This is a genomic window from Ruegeria sp. S263, assembly GCF_056780525.1.
Genome location: NZ_CM165558.1, coordinates 1,037,674 through 1,053,551 on the forward strand (window position 1 = coordinate 1,037,674; position 15,878 = coordinate 1,053,551).

At 57.9% G+C, this 15,878-nt stretch carries 23 protein-coding genes; 11 read left to right on the top strand and 12 right to left on the bottom strand.

All coding sequences use genetic code 11. The annotated features are described in order from the left end of the window. The 7 genes from bluB to ACT2B1_RS05145 all read right to left on the bottom strand — a co-directional run bounded on the left by bluB (nucleotide 1) and on the right by ACT2B1_RS05145 (nucleotide 4,740). Nucleotides 1-636 (bottom strand): 5,6-dimethylbenzimidazole synthase, encoded by a 636-nt coding sequence (bluB, locus tag ACT2B1_RS05115; RefSeq protein WP_171125350.1) that lies wholly within the window; start codon nucleotides 634-636, stop codon nucleotides 1-3. A gap of 12 nt (nucleotides 637-648) precedes the next feature. Then, nucleotides 649-1,038, bottom strand: coding sequence for a 30S ribosomal protein S16 (gene rpsP / locus ACT2B1_RS05120; protein WP_170350323.1), 390 nt, complete (start codon nucleotides 1,036-1,038; stop codon nucleotides 649-651). A 97-nt stretch (nucleotides 1,039-1,135) separates the two neighbouring features. Further along, nucleotides 1,136-1,432 (bottom strand): chorismate mutase, encoded by a 297-nt coding sequence (locus ACT2B1_RS05125; RefSeq protein WP_170380494.1) that lies wholly within the window; start codon nucleotides 1,430-1,432, stop codon nucleotides 1,136-1,138. After that, entirely contained in the window at nucleotides 1,429-1,980 is a 552-nt protein-coding gene (locus ACT2B1_RS05130; protein ID WP_171125348.1) for a GNAT family N-acetyltransferase, read from the bottom strand. Before ACT2B1_RS05130 ends, ACT2B1_RS05125 begins: the two co-directional genes overlap by 4 nt. Beyond that, the gene (locus tag ACT2B1_RS05135; RefSeq protein WP_481668698.1) at nucleotides 1,977-2,513 is read right to left on the bottom strand and encodes a GNAT family N-acetyltransferase; all 537 of its coding nucleotides are present in this window, start codon (nucleotides 2,511-2,513) and stop codon (nucleotides 1,977-1,979) included. The genes ACT2B1_RS05130 and ACT2B1_RS05135 overlap by 4 nt, the downstream gene beginning before the upstream one ends. Before the next feature lie 3 nt (nucleotides 2,514-2,516). Next, nucleotides 2,517-4,022 carry a signal recognition particle protein gene (ffh, locus tag ACT2B1_RS05140; RefSeq protein WP_170418150.1) on the bottom strand — a complete coding sequence of 502 codons (1,506 nt, stop codon included), beginning with the start codon at nucleotides 4,020-4,022 and terminating at the stop codon, nucleotides 2,517-2,519. A 208-nt stretch (nucleotides 4,023-4,230) separates the two neighbouring features. Beyond that, nucleotides 4,231-4,740 carry a hypothetical protein gene (locus ACT2B1_RS05145; RefSeq protein ID WP_171241380.1) on the bottom strand — a complete coding sequence of 170 codons (510 nt, stop codon included), beginning with the start codon at nucleotides 4,738-4,740 and terminating at the stop codon, nucleotides 4,231-4,233. Between the two features lie 90 nt (nucleotides 4,741-4,830). Between ACT2B1_RS05145 and ACT2B1_RS05150 the strand changes: the two genes are divergently transcribed. Next, nucleotides 4,831-5,361 (top strand): prolyl-tRNA synthetase associated domain-containing protein, encoded by a 531-nt coding sequence (locus tag ACT2B1_RS05150; RefSeq protein WP_481668699.1) that lies wholly within the window; start codon nucleotides 4,831-4,833, stop codon nucleotides 5,359-5,361. On the opposite strand, the gene ACT2B1_RS05155 is transcribed toward ACT2B1_RS05150, so the two are convergent. Together ACT2B1_RS05155 and ACT2B1_RS05160 are read right to left on the bottom strand one after the other, a co-directional pair. Next, nucleotides 5,362-6,102 (bottom strand): aspartate/glutamate racemase family protein, encoded by a 741-nt coding sequence (locus tag ACT2B1_RS05155; protein ID WP_481668700.1) that lies wholly within the window; start codon nucleotides 6,100-6,102, stop codon nucleotides 5,362-5,364. 73 nt (nucleotides 6,103-6,175) lie between these two features. Then, nucleotides 6,176-6,757, bottom strand: a complete 582-nt coding sequence (locus ACT2B1_RS05160; RefSeq protein WP_481668701.1) for an FMN-dependent NADH-azoreductase — start codon at nucleotides 6,755-6,757, stop codon at nucleotides 6,176-6,178. A 121-nt stretch (nucleotides 6,758-6,878) separates the two neighbouring features. Here ACT2B1_RS05160 and ACT2B1_RS05165 point away from each other — a divergent pair, with 121 nt between their 5' ends. Genes ACT2B1_RS05165 through ACT2B1_RS05175 form a run of 3 tightly spaced genes read left to right on the top strand, consistent with a single transcriptional unit; the run spans nucleotide 6,879 to nucleotide 9,131 of the window. Continuing rightward, nucleotides 6,879-7,757 carry a LysR family transcriptional regulator gene (locus ACT2B1_RS05165; RefSeq protein ID WP_171126881.1) on the top strand — a complete coding sequence of 293 codons (879 nt, stop codon included), beginning with the start codon at nucleotides 6,879-6,881 and terminating at the stop codon, nucleotides 7,755-7,757. Next, complete coding sequence (locus tag ACT2B1_RS05170) at nucleotides 7,754-8,674, top strand: DMT family transporter (RefSeq protein WP_481668702.1); 921 nt, start codon at nucleotides 7,754-7,756, stop codon at nucleotides 8,672-8,674. The genes ACT2B1_RS05165 and ACT2B1_RS05170 overlap by 4 nt, the downstream gene beginning before the upstream one ends. Before the next feature lie 43 nt (nucleotides 8,675-8,717). Beyond that, nucleotides 8,718-9,131: a universal stress protein gene (locus ACT2B1_RS05175; protein WP_171125333.1), complete on the top strand. Its 414-nt coding sequence runs from the start codon at nucleotides 8,718-8,720 to the stop codon at nucleotides 9,129-9,131. Between the two features lie 5 nt (nucleotides 9,132-9,136). On the opposite strand, the gene ACT2B1_RS05180 is transcribed toward ACT2B1_RS05175, so the two are convergent. After that, nucleotides 9,137-9,469 (bottom strand): ArsR/SmtB family transcription factor, encoded by a 333-nt coding sequence (locus ACT2B1_RS05180; RefSeq protein WP_171125509.1) that lies wholly within the window; start codon nucleotides 9,467-9,469, stop codon nucleotides 9,137-9,139. Nucleotides 9,470-9,700: 231 nt separating this feature from the next. Here ACT2B1_RS05180 and ACT2B1_RS05185 point away from each other — a divergent pair, with 231 nt between their 5' ends. From ACT2B1_RS05185 to ACT2B1_RS05205, 5 genes are all read left to right on the top strand, one after another. Further along, complete coding sequence (locus tag ACT2B1_RS05185) at nucleotides 9,701-10,033, top strand: AtpZ/AtpI family protein (RefSeq protein ID WP_171212633.1); 333 nt, start codon at nucleotides 9,701-9,703, stop codon at nucleotides 10,031-10,033. 2 nt (nucleotides 10,034-10,035) lie between these two features. Then, the gene (locus tag ACT2B1_RS05190; RefSeq protein ID WP_171126877.1) at nucleotides 10,036-10,794 is read left to right on the top strand and encodes a F0F1 ATP synthase subunit A; all 759 of its coding nucleotides are present in this window, start codon (nucleotides 10,036-10,038) and stop codon (nucleotides 10,792-10,794) included. A 48-nt stretch (nucleotides 10,795-10,842) separates the two neighbouring features. Continuing rightward, nucleotides 10,843-11,067, top strand: a complete 225-nt coding sequence (locus ACT2B1_RS05195) for a F0F1 ATP synthase subunit C (RefSeq protein ID WP_005981269.1) — start codon at nucleotides 10,843-10,845, stop codon at nucleotides 11,065-11,067. A gap of 86 nt (nucleotides 11,068-11,153) precedes the next feature. Beyond that, nucleotides 11,154-11,705 (top strand): F0F1 ATP synthase subunit B', encoded by a 552-nt coding sequence (locus tag ACT2B1_RS05200; protein ID WP_171125327.1) that lies wholly within the window; start codon nucleotides 11,154-11,156, stop codon nucleotides 11,703-11,705. Nucleotides 11,706-11,710: 5 nt separating this feature from the next. Continuing rightward, nucleotides 11,711-12,271: a F0F1 ATP synthase subunit B gene (locus tag ACT2B1_RS05205; RefSeq protein ID WP_481668703.1), complete on the top strand. Its 561-nt coding sequence runs from the start codon at nucleotides 11,711-11,713 to the stop codon at nucleotides 12,269-12,271. An 83-nt stretch (nucleotides 12,272-12,354) separates the two neighbouring features. Here the strand turns inward: ACT2B1_RS05205 and ACT2B1_RS05210 are convergent, their stop codons facing one another. Continuing rightward, nucleotides 12,355-12,945, bottom strand: a complete 591-nt coding sequence (locus ACT2B1_RS05210) for a hypothetical protein (protein WP_481668704.1) — start codon at nucleotides 12,943-12,945, stop codon at nucleotides 12,355-12,357. Between the two features lie 235 nt (nucleotides 12,946-13,180). Continuing rightward, nucleotides 13,181-13,951, bottom strand: a complete 771-nt coding sequence (locus ACT2B1_RS05215; RefSeq protein WP_171126875.1) for an FCD domain-containing protein — start codon at nucleotides 13,949-13,951, stop codon at nucleotides 13,181-13,183. 155 nt (nucleotides 13,952-14,106) lie between these two features. Here ACT2B1_RS05215 and ACT2B1_RS05220 point away from each other — a divergent pair, with 155 nt between their 5' ends. Both ACT2B1_RS05220 and ACT2B1_RS05225 read left to right on the top strand, forming a co-directional pair. Further along, nucleotides 14,107-15,306: an aminotransferase-like domain-containing protein gene (locus tag ACT2B1_RS05220; RefSeq protein WP_171241373.1), complete on the top strand. Its 1,200-nt coding sequence runs from the start codon at nucleotides 14,107-14,109 to the stop codon at nucleotides 15,304-15,306. 46 nt (nucleotides 15,307-15,352) lie between these two features. Further along, on the top strand, nucleotides 15,353-15,760 hold the full coding sequence (locus ACT2B1_RS05225) for a hypothetical protein (protein WP_171126873.1): 408 nt from the start codon (nucleotides 15,353-15,355) through the stop codon (nucleotides 15,758-15,760). Nucleotides 15,761-15,878: the final 118 nt, after the last annotated feature.

Here is a 15,878-nt window from a genome sequence, read left to right on the forward strand (position 1 = left end):
TTAGCGCACCTCGACAGGCAGGCTGTCGTTGCGGTTTTCCCATCCGACTTGCTCCAGTTCGGGCGTGTCCGATACGTCTTTGGGATATCCAACGCAGAAATAACCGATCAGCCGCCAATCATCAGGCACATCCAGATCGCGCGCCATCTGGTCAGGGTCAAGAATGGACACCCAGCCCAGCCCCAGCCCCTCAGCCCGCAAAGCCAGCCAGAACAGGGTTATGGCTGAAACTACGGAATAGCGCCGCATCTCGGGCATTGTGCCTGCGCCCAGACCTTGCCCCTTGTCGGTGGCGTCGTCGCAGAACACGGCCAGTTGCACCGGGGCCTCTTGCATCCCCGACAGTTTCAGGCGGCTGTATAGCTGCGCCTTTTCGCCAGAATAGCCTTCCAACGCCTGCGCGTTGGCGGTTTGAAAATTTCGCAGCGCCGCGTCGCGCGCGGGCTGACTTTCGACGCGGATCACGCGCCAGGGTTCGCTCAGCCCCACCGAAGGGGCCAACCGAAACGCGTCGAGGCAGCGCGTCAGCACTGCCTCGTCAATGGCGTCGGTGCGGAACCGGCGCACATCACGCCGGAGCCGCAGCAACAGGTCAAACTGCGTGCGAAAATCGTCGGTGAACGTCTGATCCCGCACGCGCCCGCCTGCTTATTCTTCTGCAGCCGCTTCTTCAGCCGGTGCAGCAGCAGCTTCTGCCGCTTCAGCAGCCTTGGCCGCTTTTTCTTCGGCGCGCTCTTGGGCTTTCTTGCCCGGGGTACCCTTGTTGGGGTTGTTGCGCTCGGCTTTGTCACGGGTGCCGGCAGCTTCCAGCATACGTGCGATCCGGTCGGTGGGCTGGGCGCCCTGATCCAGCCAGTACTGGATGCGCTCCATGTTCATTTTCACGCGCTCTTCGCTGTCTTTGGGCAGCAGCGGGTTGTAGGTGCCCAGTTTCTCGATGAAACGGCCGTCGCGGGGCATACGGCTGTCGGCCGCCACGATGCGGTAGAAAGGACGCTTTTTCGAGCCGCCGCGAGCGAGACGAATTTTCATTGCCATGGTGGTATCTCCTTTGAATGGCATCACGCCAGAGGCGTGTATTTTTTAAAGACCGGGGTCTTGTCCGGCTATTCTTGGTATTTGTGGAAACGGCAGGTTATTCCTGATGTTTCCGGTGGTGTCGGATGACTTCCTGAATGATGAAATTCAGAAAAGCCTTGGCGAAGTCAGGGTCCAGATCGGCCTCTTTCGCCAGGTCTTCTAACCGAGCGATCTGCGCGGCTTCGCGCGTAGGATCGGACGGGGGAAGGTCGTGTTCGGCCTTGAGCTTGCCAACGGCCTGCGTGTGCTTGAACCGCTCGCCCAGCGTATAGACAAGGATCGCATCCAGCCGGTCGATGCTTTCGCGATGCTCTTTCAACAGCGTGGCAGCCTGTGTCACGGGGTTGGTCATTGGGCGGTCCTCTCAGGCGTCAAAGCAGGGTCGGAAATATCGAGTTTCGGGTGCCGCCAAACCTGGCAGGGGGTGCCGACAACCTCGCCTTCGCGCTCGTACGTGGCACCAAGACGTTCCGCAAGCGCGCGCGAGCGGTCATTGTCATGGGCGATGTACGAGATCGGAGCGTTCAAACCCTGATGGCGTGCGGCATAGGCGCGGGCTGCTTTTGCGGCTTCAAAAGCGATGCCTTTGCCTTCGAACCCGTCCATGACGACCCAACCCAGTTCGGGTTCGTCCCAGCCCGGCGCGTTGATCATTCCTGTCCAGCCCGCAAACGCGTTGCTGGCCTTCTCGACGATATGCCAGCCGCCATAACCCAGCACCGCCCAGTGCCCGAACCGCCCCATGAACGAACGCCATGTTTCCAGCGCCGTTTTGGGGCCGCCGACCATGCGGCTGCGTTCGGATGCAAAGAATGCTGTCATCGCAGGCAAATCGTCTTGATGAGGGGCGCGCAGGATCAGATTATCGGTCTCGACAGTGGGGATGGTGAAAGAGGTCATGCGTAAGCCTCCATCCCGCCTTGCAGCTCATCCGGGTGAGGATGGCGATACACAACATCCGCAGGGTCCGGGCGCGCTGAGGATTTGTCTTCGATCGCACCCAAACGTTTTGCCAAAGCAATCGAGCGCGCGTTGTCGTTGTCGATATAGCTGACCAACGTGCTAAGCCCTGTATTTTCAAAGGCCCAATCGCGCGCCGCGCAAGCCGCCTCAAACGCTAGTCCTTGACCCTCAAAGCCTGGGAAGATGCACCACCCCAATTCCACTTCGGGGAAACGCGGCGGTTTGTTGACGCCAACCTGCCCAATGAGTTCGCCAGTTTCGGTCAGATCTACGGCCCAACTGCCATAGCCCAGCCATTGCCAACTGGAGACTTCCGCACCCAGCCAACGCCACAATTCGTCATCTGAAATGGGCCCACCCATATACTTTGCCCACTCCGACGCGAATAGCGCAGCCATTGGCTTGAAATCCTCAAGCCGATGATGGCGCAGCGTCAGGCGCGCAGTGGTTATGGTGGGGGCGACGGTCACAGTTTACTTCTTCTTCCCAAAGCCGCTGAGGCCCGGAGGCAGCGCCATGCCGCCACCCATTCCGGGCATGCCGCCGGGCATCTTGCCCATCGCCTTTGCCGCCTGTTCCAGTGCCTTGGGGTCCATGCCCGCAGCCATTTCCTCGGGCGAGGGGCCGCCTTTGCCGAACATGCCTTTCATGGCCTGTTTCAGCATCTTGCCTTTGCCCATCTTGCCCATCTTTTTCATCATGTCCGACATCTGCCGGTGCATTTTGAGCAGCTTGTTGAGGTCGCTGACTTCCATCCCCGAACCCGCCGCGATCCGCTTTTTGCGGCTGGCCTGCAATAGCTGCGGATTGGCGCGCTCGCGTTTGGTCATCGACTGGATCATGGCGATCTGGCGCTTGAGCACCTTGTCGTCCATGCCTGCTTCTTCGACCTGCTTGGCCATTTTGCCCATGCCCGGCATCATGCCCATCATTCCCTGCATGCCGCCCATCTGGATCATCTGCTCTAGCTGCATTTTCAGGTCGTTCATGTTGAACTGACCCTTGACCATGCGCTTCATCATGCGCTCGGTCTGTTCCATCTCCATCGTTTCCTGGGCCTTTTCGACCAAGGCAACGATGTCGCCCATGCCCAGAATACGACCGGCGATCCGGTCCGGCTCGAAGGTTTCGAGCGCGTCCATTTTTTCGCCCAGGCCGACAAAGCGAATGGGCTTGCCAGTGACCGCGCGCATCGACAGCGCCGCACCACCGCGCCCGTCGCCGTCCATACGGGTCAGGACCACGCCCGAGATGCCGACCTTGGCGTCGAACTCTTCGGCGACTTCAACGGCGACCTGACCGGTCAGACCGTCGACGACCAGCAAGGTCTCGCGCGGATCGACCGCGTTGCGGACCTGCTCGACCTCGTCCATCAGGACTTCGTCGATATGCAGTCGACCCGCGGTGTCCAGCATGTAGACGTCATAGCCGCCTAGCGTCGCCTGCTGTTTGGCACGCTTGGCAATGTCGACGGGTTTCTGGCCCGGCACGATTGGCAGGGTATCGACGCCGACCTGCGTGCCCAGAACGGCCAACTGATCCATCGCCGCCGGGCGATAGACGTCGAGCGAGGCCATCAGGACCTTCTTGCCCTCTTTCTCTTTCAGGCGCTTGGCCAGCTTACCGGTGGTGGTCGTCTTACCCGAGCCTTGCAGGCCGACCATCAGGATCGGGGCGGGCGGGTTGTCGATCTTCAGTTTGCCGGGGTCTTCTTCGCCCCGCAGGGTATCGACCAGCGCGTCATGTACGATCTTGACGACCTGCTGACCGGGGGTGATCGACTTGGTGACGGCCTGACCGGTTGCCTGTTCCTGTACCTTCTTGACGAATTCACGTGCAACCGGCAGCGAGACATCGGCCTCAAGAAGCGCAACGCGAACTTCGCGCAGAGCGGTCTTGACGTCTTCTTCAGACAGCGCGCCCTGTTTGGTCAGCCGGTCAAAGACGCCAGAAAGGCGTTCGGATAGATTTTCAAACATGCCTTCGGCCTCCTTAGCCGGTTATCTGGTGGCGCTTCTCAGATAAGAAGCACGGGTTAAATGCACAATTGCCCCCTCCCACTGAATTAGACGTGGGGGTAATGCCAAATGGCATTGCCCCCACGGGCGAAACTCGCTGGTGGGGGGCGATCCCTGAACGACTCAAGGGACCGGAAGGTCAGACGCTTCCGGATGTTTGGATGGGGCTTTAGGCCGATTGATCGTCAGAGTCAACCGCGCGTGCTGGAAGCCAATCATTGACGGCATCGACCATCCGATGAGACCCGTGCCCGCTGACATAGGCGCTGACGATGGGGTGGCGTCCCGCGCTCATGCCTTGGTCGAGGATCAAGACGGGCCGGTGCATCGTGCTGGAGCCGTTGTTGCCGTTCGACGTAGTGGTCTCGACCTCGGCATGTGAAAGGTTGGACAAAACATGCCGTACCGTTTCATAGCCAAAGATGGATTGCCGCCGGATCAGAATGCTGTCGGTTTTGCGGTCCAGAATGACCTGCACGCGGCGAACAAATACGCAGAACGCAATAAATCCCATGCCGCCGCCAAACAGCGCGACGAAAATGCCGGACCGGTCGCCTTCGGCAATCATCGACAGGCCAGCCCCGACAAAGCAGAGAATGAAGAAGACCAGCATAATGCCAATCAGCCACGGCCTGTTGGACAGGATCAGTTGGTTTGGTGTCTTGCACGTCACTTTCATGGCCGGACGCTAACATTGAAATCCCATGCTGTCGTGGCTTGAAATTACCGCCACGGTACGCGATGAGCGCAAAATATTCAGGAGAGTATCATGGACGCCTCATCTGCCTTTCAGGATACATTGCCGCTCAGCTCTGACGCGTTGCTGGCCAAATTGGATGAGTGGGGGCTGGCCTACAGGCTGCACACCCATGTCCCTCTGCGCACGGTGGAGGAGTCAAAGGCGGTTGAAGATCAGTTCATGGTCCCCGGTGAGAGCGCGCTGCGCCTGAAAAACCTTTATCTGCGCGATAAGAAAAAGCGGAACTATCTGGTGACGTTGGAACAAAGCCGAGACATAGACCTTAAGGCGTTGGGCGCGGAACTGGGCGTCGGGAACCTTTCGTTCGGTTCGGCGGATCGGCTGATGCAGAACCTTGGAATTCGGCCCGGCGCGGTCAGCCCGCTGGCGATGATAAACGGTGTGGAAAACAACGTCCGGTTCTTTATGGATGCAGCGGGGCAGCAGGCCGACGTGATTTATATGCACCCGCTGGTCAACGACCGCACCGTTGCAATGGCGCGCGGGGACCTGATGGCGTTTTTCGACCGGATCGGCTGTGACGTGACTTGGCTGCCCTGATCAGGCTCCAAGTGCCTCTTTTAACGCTGCTGCGACATGCGCTGCCGAGGGATTGACGAATAGATGCCCGTCCGCCTCGAACACGGCGTCGTCCAGATTGTCGGGGAAGGCCAGCGGCAGTTCGGTGCAGGCCAGTAGGATCGCGGTTCCGGGCTTGGCGTGTTTGTTGCAATAGGCCACCAGCCGGGCCCGCGCCGTTTCTGATGCGCCGCCGTAGAAATCCGTGTCGATCATATTCTGCATCTCGGCAATCTCGGCGTCCGGCAGGGGCGCGTTGGCATTAATCTGGGCCTTGGCCAACCTATCGGCATAGTTCGATGCCTGCATCGTAACAGTCGTGCCCAGAACCAGGGCCTGCGTGGGTTCGGTTGCGGCGGTTGCTTCGGCTGCGGCGTCGAAGATACTGAGGATCGGCATGGAAACGCCCTGCCGGATCGCGTGCAGGCGCATGTGCGGCGTGTTGGAGGCGATAATGCCGAAATCGCAACCCGCATGTTCCAGGGTCAGCAAGGCATCGCGAAAGACGGCGTCAAAGGTGGCCCAGCTTTCCTCATCCCCGGCGACGCCTCTCAATGAGCGGGTCTTGGCCTGTGTGACAGATTCGATTGTCATGGGCGGGATCGGCAGGGGGGATTCATGACCACGCTCTGCAAAATACTGCCCGGCGCCTTGCGCGATGGCCCTGTAATAATCAACGGTTGAGGCCCAGCCCACACCGCCCAAAATTCCGATTTTCTTCATAATAAACGTCCAGTCTGCGCAATCGTGTTCAATTGCAGACTGGACGTTTGAATATGCAAAGACCAGAGGTCAATCAGGCGGCCAGTTCTGAAACAGCCTGACGCGCGTTGTCCAGCGTGGCTTCGGGGTCCAGTGCCATCTGATCAGCGGCAATAACATCGACAGCGTGAATGCCGATAAAGCCCAGCACGTGTTTGGCATAGTCAGTGGCAAAGTCTATGTCTGACCCCACAGCCGTTCCGCCCGACGCGATGGCCAGTACAGCGCGTTTGCCTTCCAATAGGCCTTTGGGGCCGTTCTCGGTATAGGAAAAGGTCAATCCAACCCTGGCAACAAGGTCTATCCAAGCTTTGAAGGTCGCCGGGACCGAGAAGTTATAGATCGGTAGGCCGATGACGATCGTATCCGCCTGCTGCAACTCTGCTACCAGTTCGTCAGACAGGGAAAGTTGGTCACGCTGAACTTCGTCGCGCTGATCGGCTGGGGTAAAGTTCGCAGCAATCCAGTCCTCGGTCAAAAGCGGCAGCGGAGTCGCCAGATCACGGCGAATGATACGTCCGGCGTTCAGGTGTTTCACGATCCGGTCGGACAAGTCACGGGTGGTAGATCCTTCGCGGCGGGCCGAGGCGTCTATATGCAGGATGGTCTTGGTCATTGGGTTCAGTCCTGATTGAGTAAGGTTTTTCGCTCTGATCCCAATATGATTGTTGCGTCTACGAACAAAACTCTGATACTCCAACAGTGAATGTTGAAATTTGCACAATGGAACCGATGCAATGGACAATTGGGATGAGGTGAGAACCGCCTATCAGGTCGCGCGAATGGGTACGGTCAGCGGCGCGGCCGAAATACTGGGTGTGCATCATGCCACGGTCATCCGGCATATCGATGCAATCGAGGCGCGGTTGGGGATCAAACTGTTCCAGCGTCATGCGCGCGGCTACACCCCCACTGAGGCCGGGGAAGACCTGCTGCGCGTCGCGCAGGCAACCGAAGATCAGTTCAACCAACTGGTCGGGCGCATGAAAGGTCGCGGGGATGATGTGTCGGGCGAGTTGGTTGTAACGTCACTGTCTTCTTTGGCACCCTTGGTCGTTCCGGTCCTGAGCGAGTTTCAACGCGTGCACCCGGACCTGATCGTGCGCTACCTGACCGGCGACAGGTTGTTTCGATTGGAATACGGCGAGGCGCATGTGGCCATCCGTGCGGGCTCGGCTCCTGATCAGCCAGACAATGTTGTGCAACCTTTCATCACGCAGGAAGTCGGTCTCTATGCCAGTAGGGATTATATTGACCGATACGGCAAGCCGGCGACCATCGAGGATTTTGCAAACCACTACTTCGTCAGCACGGATGATGAAAACAGCCGCGCTCCGTTTTCACGCTGGTTACGTCAGACAGTGCCGGTCGAACGGATCACGTTCCGCTGCACGAACAACTTTTGCATTCGCGAGGCAGTGCTGTCCGGCGCAGGTATAGGTTTCATGGCCCGGTGGGAGGCCGCCCGCGATCCGAGTCTGGTCGAGGTCATTAAGCCGATGCCGGAATGGTTCGGCAATTTGTGGCTGGTCACTCATGTTGACCTGCATCGCACGACCAAGGTGCAGGCGTTCCTGACCTTTTTGAAAGAACAATCCAAAAGTTGGTTGCCATGAGCCCGCAAGCCCGTGGCCATTTGGCCATGCTTATTTTTTCAGCGTTGGTGGCGGGCAGTTTCTCATTGGGTTCCATGATCGCCAACAAAATTGCCCCCGAGGTGGTTACGGCGGCACGGTTCGCAATTGCTGCGGTAGTGATCGGGGTTGCTGCGCTTTTGACAACCGGTCTGCCGCGCAGCGCAGCACGAGCGCCCTGGCGCTATCTGGTGCTGGGCGGGCTATTTGCCACCTATTTCGTTCTTATGTTCCATGGCCTGAAAACAGCCCCACCTGTCAGTGCCGCAGCCGTCTTTACCCTGACGCCGGTTCTGTCCGCCGTGGCGGGCTGGGTTTTGCTTCGACAAGTGACCACACCCCGAATGGCGTTGGCGCTTACCATCGGGGCAGTCGGCGCGCTGTGGGTTATTTTCAGGGCGGATTGGCAGGCATTTACGGCCTTCCAGATCGGGACCGGAGAAATCATCTATTTCTGGGGGTGCGTCGCGCATGCGATCTACACACCTATGGTGCGCAAGCTCAACCGCGGTGAACCGGCGGTCGTGTTTGCATTTGGTACGATATTGGCAGGGTGCCTGATGCTGACGCTGTATGGCTGGTCCGACATTCGTGCAACCGATTGGGCAAACCTGCCAATGATCGTTTGGGCCGGATTGCTGTACGTCTCGATTTTTGCCACGGCGGCTAGTTTTGTGCTGGTTCAGTTCTCGGCCCTGCACCTGCCGTCCGCTAAAGTGATGGCCTACACGTATCTTGTGCCCAGTTGGGTGATCCTGTGGGAAATTGCGCTTGGAAATGGTGTCCCGGCTGCATTGATCCTGGTTGGTGTGGTTCTGACCTGTGCCGCGTTGCTCATGCTGTTGCGTCCGGACGAGGTACCTGATGCAAAGCCCGCTCTTGAGGCAGATCAAAGCTGATACATGCGGGTTTTCCTATGCTCGAGCCAAGGAGGGTTGCACCATGTATAACCACATCATGTTTCCGGTTGACCTGCATTTGCCGCCCGAGGTTCGCAAAGCCGCAAATGTCGCCGCCGAAATTGCCAAGTGGCAAGGTGCCAAGATCACAGTTGTGAGCGTCACGGGAACCCAGCCCGGTGACCCCGTCCAAACAGACGCCACAATCGGCGATAACCTACGGGAATTTGCGGATCATCTGGCCAAGAACAGCGGCACAGAAGTCGCCTTTCAAAATATCCATTCGGTTGACGTCGCGGTCGAGGTGGACGCAGATCTGGCCAAGGCAGCGGAAGACATCGGTGCGGACCTGATCGTGGTCGGCACACATGCGCCCCGTATCATGGATTATATCCTATCAAGCCACGCCGGGTATCTGGCCAAGCACGCCCGCGTTTCCGTCTTTGTCGTGCGGTGACTGCGTTATTCTTCTGCAGTCGGTAGCTCGACTTCGAGGAACCGTTCGAACGCGTCTAGGTTTACCGGCTCGAACTGTCCAAACCCTTGCATCCAGACCGACGCGGCCCTCAGCGCGTCGGGCTCAAGCTTACACCACTTTACCCGCCCGCGTTTTTCCTGACTGATCAACCCGGCCTTGGTCAGGATCACCAGATGTTTCGAGATCGCCGCTAAGGACATCTCGAACGGTTCGGCTACGTCGGTCACGGCCATGTCGTCCTCAAGCAACATCGCAAGGATGGTGCGGCGGGTGGGGTCGGCGAGGGCGGCAAAGACTGTATCGAGATCGTTGGACATGGTTCCGCTGAACCACAGCGCCCGGGTTTGGTCAACCATTTGGTTGAATATGCGATTTCAGCGGTTTTGAGCGCAAGTCGTCCGGTGCGGCTGACGTGTCAGGCTGGTGGCGTGAAAGAAAATGAATTAAAAACAAATACTTAAATTGATCTTATCCGAGCGTTCAATGCCGTTGACTCTGCACGCCGTGCCCCTTAGCACCCTACCCAAGACTGTGCGAAGGAAACGCCCGTGACTGATGATGACCAAAAGCAGCGTATGGCGCAGCTTGAGGCCAAGATCGACGCGGCGAAAAAGGCCAAAGAGCCACCCAAGCGCGCAGACAGTGACATATCCGGCGGCGAGCTTGCCTGGAGGATGGTCATCGAAATGGTATCCGGTCTGGGGATCGGATTTGGCATCGGATACGGGCTGGACAGCCTGCTCGGGACGATCCCGATCTTTCTGGTGCTGTTCACATTGCTGGGCCTTGTCGCGGGCGTGAAGGTTATGCTCCGCAGCGCGAAAGAGGTTCAAGAGAAACAAGCGGCGGCGACGGCTGCCGAGAAGGACGAGAGGGACTGAACGTGGCAACTGAGACCACCGCAGCAGAAGGCAGCAGCCTGGTATTCCACCCAATGGATCAGTTCATCGTCAAACCGCTGTTTGGCGACGGTGCAGTTGGCATGTTCACCATCACCAACGTGACCCTGTGGCTGTTCTTTGCGATCGCCGCGGTTGTTCTGCTGCTGGTTCTGCCGACATCAAAGCGCGCGATTGTTCCGACACGTATGCAGTCGGTCGCAGAATTGACCTACGGTTTCGTCTACAAGATGCTGGAAGACATCTGCGGCAAGGAAGGCGTCAAGTTCTTCCCTTATGTCATGACCCTGTTCATGTTCATTGTCTGCGCCAACTTCCTGGGCCTGATCCCGACCTCGTTCACCACAACCTCGCATTTCGCGGTCACTATCCCGCTGGCGCTGGCCGTGTTCCTGACCGTGACCGTTCTGGGCTTTGTCAAAAACGGTGCCGCGTTCCTGGGCCTGTTCTGGGTCTCCAGTGCGCCTCTGGCGCTGCGCCCGATCCTGGCGATCATCGAGCTGATCTCGTACTTCGTGCGCCCCGTCAGCCACTCCATTCGTCTTGCCGGTAACGTCATGGCAGGCCACGCGGTGATCAAGGTGTTCGCAGGCTTCGCTGCGGTCGCCGTGATCTCACCCGTGTCCGTTCTGGCGATCACCGCAATGTATGGCCTCGAGGTCCTGGTGGCCTTCATTCAGGCCTACGTTTTCACCATTCTGACCTGTGTTTATCTGAAAGATGCGCTGCATCCGTCGCACTAAGGTCCGAACACCCAACATCGAAACTTCCAATTCGTAAGGAGATACATCATGGAAGGCGATCTCGCACACATCGGCGCAGGCCTGGCAGCAATCGGTTCCGGCGCAGCCGCAATCGGGGTGGGCAACGTAGCAGGCAACTTCCTGGCCGGCGCCCTGCGCAACCCTTCGGCGGCTGCTTCGCAGACCGCAACCCTCTTCATCGGTATCGCATTCGCAGAAGCCCTGGGGATCTTCGCATTCCTGGTCTCGCTGCTGCTGATGTTCGCCGTATAATCTGCGGAACCTGATCCTTACGCGCAGGTGGGCCCAAGCCATAGCGGTCCACCTGTTGTAAAGACAAGTTTCCGACGGAGGATATCATGGCGACTGAACCCCTTACAAAAGAGGTAGCTGGCTCGTGCGTCGACTCCTATGGCTCTGCCATCGGGATGCCGCAGCTCTGCTTCGATTGGTTCCCCAACCAGATTTTCTGGCTGGTCATTACGCTGGTCGTCATCTTTCTGGTCCTGTCTCGCGTGGCTCTGCCCCGCATCGCGGCAATCCTGGCTGAACGTCAGGGGACCATTACAAATGACCTGGCTGCGGCCGAAGATCTGAAGGCCAAGGCGGTCGAGGCCGAAGAGGCCTATAACAAGGCGCTGGCCGATGCCCGTTCTGAGGCACAGCGTATCGCAGCGGAAGCCCGTGCTGAAATTCAGTCCGGTCTGGATGACGCGATTGCCAAGGCGGACGCGGAAATCGCTGCAAAGGCGGCTGAATCGGAAAAGGCAATCGCCGAAATCCGTGCAGGTGCGCTGGAAAGCATTCAAGTGGTTGCCAAGGATACGGCGGCTGAACTGGTTACTGCACTGGGCGGCGAGGCGGATGCCAAAGCCATCGACAGTGCAATTGACGCGCAGACGAAAGGATAAGTGACATGCGGAATACTCTTGCCCTTATCCTGACCGTCGGTGCAGCTAGCCCGGCGTTTGCGGCCAAAGGTCCGTTCTTCTCGCTTGGCAACACGGATTTTGTGGTCCTTCTGGGCTTCATCGTGTTCATCGCGGTCCTGTTCTATTTCAAGGTCCCCGGCATGATCGGTGGCGCGTTGGACAACCGTGCCGAGGGCATCAAGTCCGAACTGGACGAAGCCCGCGCCCTGCATGAAGAAGCGCGCAGCCTGCTTGCCTCGTATGAGCGTAAGCAGCGTGAAGTGCAAACGCAGGCAGACGCTATTGTTGCGGCGGCCAAGGACGACGCGGCTCTGGCTGCTGAACAAGCCAAGGTCGATCTGGAAAAATCCATCGCACGCCGCCTGGCGGCTGCGCAGGATCAGATTGCATCGGCTGAGGCTTCGGCTGTGAAAGAAGTCCGTGATCAGGCCATCACCGTTGCAGTTTCCGCAGCAAACACGGTTCTGGCCAAACAGATGACTGCCACGCAAGCCAACAAGCTTATCGACGCGGCAATCGCCGATGTGCGCGAAAAGCTGCACTAAGATGTTGCGCAATCCGAACAAGAAACCCGGCCGTTGAGCCGGGTTTTTTGTTTGTCACAGTTCGGATGGGGTATTGCCACTCATTACCCCGGCAACCTGCTGAGGGCGCTTTCGTAATCCGGCGAGGCCACAAACAATTCCGGCAAATCCGCCAGTGCCCTGTCGATGGGGTCATAAACCTGAGCAGCCTTCGCCAAAACTTCGTCAGGGATAGACTTGCGCGCCCGTTCAGCCCGCTCTGGCAAAGTGAACTTCAATCCCAGAAAATCTTGGACATCTTCTTGTTTGCGCCAGATCGCATCGTAGCTGAGGCACAGAACAGGGACATCCTGAAACGTGCCCCATCGCCTCATCTGTTCGACCTGATTGAGAACATCAAATTCGAACAGATCATCGAATGTGCCCTTGGCATGAAGGTGTTCAAAGTGCTGGTCTACCCAATCCCGCCCAAATCTCTCCAACGCGGAATAGACGGAAAGGGCAGAGTCTTTCGTGGGGCCAAAACAGAACAGAACCTTGACGTTTTCGCGGCCCTTCAGGCCAGCCGGAAAATCATGGGTCTTGATCAGAGATCCCGCAGGCAATTCAGCCGTTGCCAATTCCGGTTCAAACCCTGCCTTTGGTTTTCGGAACCAGCGGCGACGCTTGCAGGCCACCCAAAGCGCGTCAAACATTAGCGTACTGCCCGATCTGCCATTGCTGGCCACAATTATGCAGGGGTCATCTTTGCTGTTCAGGCCGAAAGTAAGTTTGGACATGTTGATAATCAGGGTTCCCACACGGGTTCGGGGTCTACCGGCAGTAGATGTCTAACTTTCGGCAAAAGGTCCAGCGATTAGCCGAAGTCTCGTGCCGGCCTGTCAGTCCGCGTGTGACTTTAAAGCTGCTCGGAAACGCACCAAAGCGCCCTTAAGCCTGTCCGGTTTCGTGATCCAGCCTTTGCTGCGCGATCGCCTCGTTACGGAGGGCCTTCTGGTGGTCTTCCATACATTGCCGCACAAAGCTCAGGTGACGATGTACTGCTTCTCTGGCACCTTCCGGATCGCGGGCCTGAAGCGCGGCGTTGATGTCTCGGTGCTGATCTAGAATAGCCTCGCGCGTGGTGCGCTGGTTGAACATCATTTGGCGATTGTAGAAAACACCTTGCCGCAGCAAGTCAAACATGGATCGCATCATGTGCAGCATCACGACGTTATGGCTTGCGTCGATGATGGCCATATGAAACTGGGCGTCCAGATGCGCTTCGTCTTCCGGGGCATTGCGCGTGTGGGCGGCTTCCATTTTGTCAAAGATCGTCTGAACGACCTTCAAATCGCTTTCCGACCCCAGTCGCGCCGCGCGCTCGGCTGCCAACCCCTCCATATCCCGGCGGAAAGACAGATAGTCCGAAACCGCCTCATCATGGCTGCTGAACAGTCGGATCAGGGCGGGGGAAAAGGCCGATCCCAAAACCTCGGCCACATAGATGCCGGATCCGGCTTTTGCGGTCAGCAAACCTTGGTCCTGCAACTCGGAAATCGCCTCGCGCAGGGATGGACGGGACACGCCCAGTCGTTCAGCCAGTTCACGCTCGGCCGGAAGGCGCTCGCCGGGGCGTAGGATGCCTCGCAGGATCAGCAATTCGATTTGCCGCACCACCGCTATTGAGAGCTTTTCGGTCTGAACTTTTTGAAAGGGCATGAGGATGTCGTTTTGAGAATTGGTCAAATCATATGACCACGGTTTGCGGGGCGGTTCAAGAAGAGCAGATCACAGGGTTCAAAACATTAGGTCAGCAATATTGACATTAATGTGTGAGTCACTAGTGTTCACCCATTCAAGAGCGGAGGAGGCTCATGACCAACCACGAGTTGTTTGCAACGCGGGCGTCGCGCATGAAGGCGTCGGAAATTCGCGAATTGCTGAAGCTGCTGGATCAGCCCGGAATCATTTCCTTTGCAGGCGGAATTCCGGACCCGGCCTTGTTTCCCGCAGACGCATTCTCGCAGGCTTTTCAGGTTGCGCTTAGTCCAGAAAAAAAGGCGCAGGCCCTGCAGTATTCGGTCAGCGAAGGCTATGCCCCGTTGCGCGAATGGCTTGTCGACCACATGCGCGAGATCGGCGTTGTCTGCGACATCGACAACATCCTGATCACATCCGGGTCACAGCAAGCGTTGGACTATTTGGGTAAGCTTTACCTGTCGCCCGGCGATACGGCGCTTGTTGGTTGGCCGACATATCTGGGCGCGCTGGCTGCATTCAACGCCTATGAGCCACGGTTCGACCGGCTAAGCGTGAATGGCAACCGGGGTGCTGATGAATACGTCGCCGCTGCCGGGGCCGGCAGGGTCAAGTTTGCCTACCTGTCTCCGGATTTCGCCAACCCAACGGGCGAGACCATGGATTTGCGGGGCCGCGAGGCTTTGCTGGATCTTGCTGAGGACTTGAATTGCGCCGTGATCGAAGACGGGGCGTATCAGGCGTTGCGATATGAAGGGGAAGCGATCCCACCGATTTTAGCATTGGAGCTGGCGCGGAAAGGGGCGATCGAAGACTGTCGTACAATCTATTGCGGTAGTTTCTCCAAGACGCTGTCGCCGGGCCTTAGGGTCGGGTGGGTTGTTGCGGCCAAGCCCGTGATCTCTCAACTGGTGCTGATGAAGCAGGCTGCTGATCTTCACTCGGCGACCATTAACCAGATGGCGATCGACCAAGTGGCTCGGGCGTGTTTCGACACGCATATCCCAATGCTGCGACAGACTTACGGCGCGCGCCGGGGAGCGATGCTGGATGCGTTGGAAGAATACATGCCGGATGGGGTGGAATGGACGAAGCCCGAAGGGGGGATGTTTGTCTGGCTGACGCTGCCTGTTGGTACTGATGGTGCCGCATTGCTGTCCCGCGCTTTGGAAACGGTCAAAGTGGCCTTTGTTCCGGGTCAGGCATTTTTCCCAGATGGCTCGGGTGCAAACACGATCCGTTTGAGCTTTTCAAATTCGGACGAGGCGACAATTCGTGAAGGCATACGTCGCTTGGGTGAGGTCTTGCAGGCCTGAATGCGCAATAAGGGTCTGTTAACCAATTCCGGCCATTGAGCGGGGTATGAAACGGCTTCTGACTTTGCTGCTGATGTTGGCCGCTTGTTCGGCTGGCACACCGCAATTCCGCGATGTTCCGGCCACTCGTATTGCTGTCAACGGCAGCGTTTTTGACGTACGCGTGAGAGGAGAGTTGGCCGAGGCGGTGCGGATCAACACGCAATATGCCCCGCGCTTGGGCCCAATCCGCGATCGCGCAGCCCTTGCGATGGCACAGGTATCTGGCTGCCCGATTCTTGATGTTCTGGGTGATGCAGCCGTCACGGTCGGCGTTTTGGGGTGTGACCGTCAGGCCGGTGAACGCTTGTTGCTGACCTCGATTTCCGTGCCAAACTACGAATGTATTGATTTTGGCACCTATGAAAGTTCAGGTGACGGCGGTTATCAGGTTTTTGAGTGTACGCCCTATTGATACAGACTGAGGCCGGCGGAAATCAGCAAGATATTGTGGATAACTCATGCCGATATCCCATATCCTGCGCAACCTCGTTGACTCAGCCCCAATCTGTTGCGCAGACTTCCAGATATAG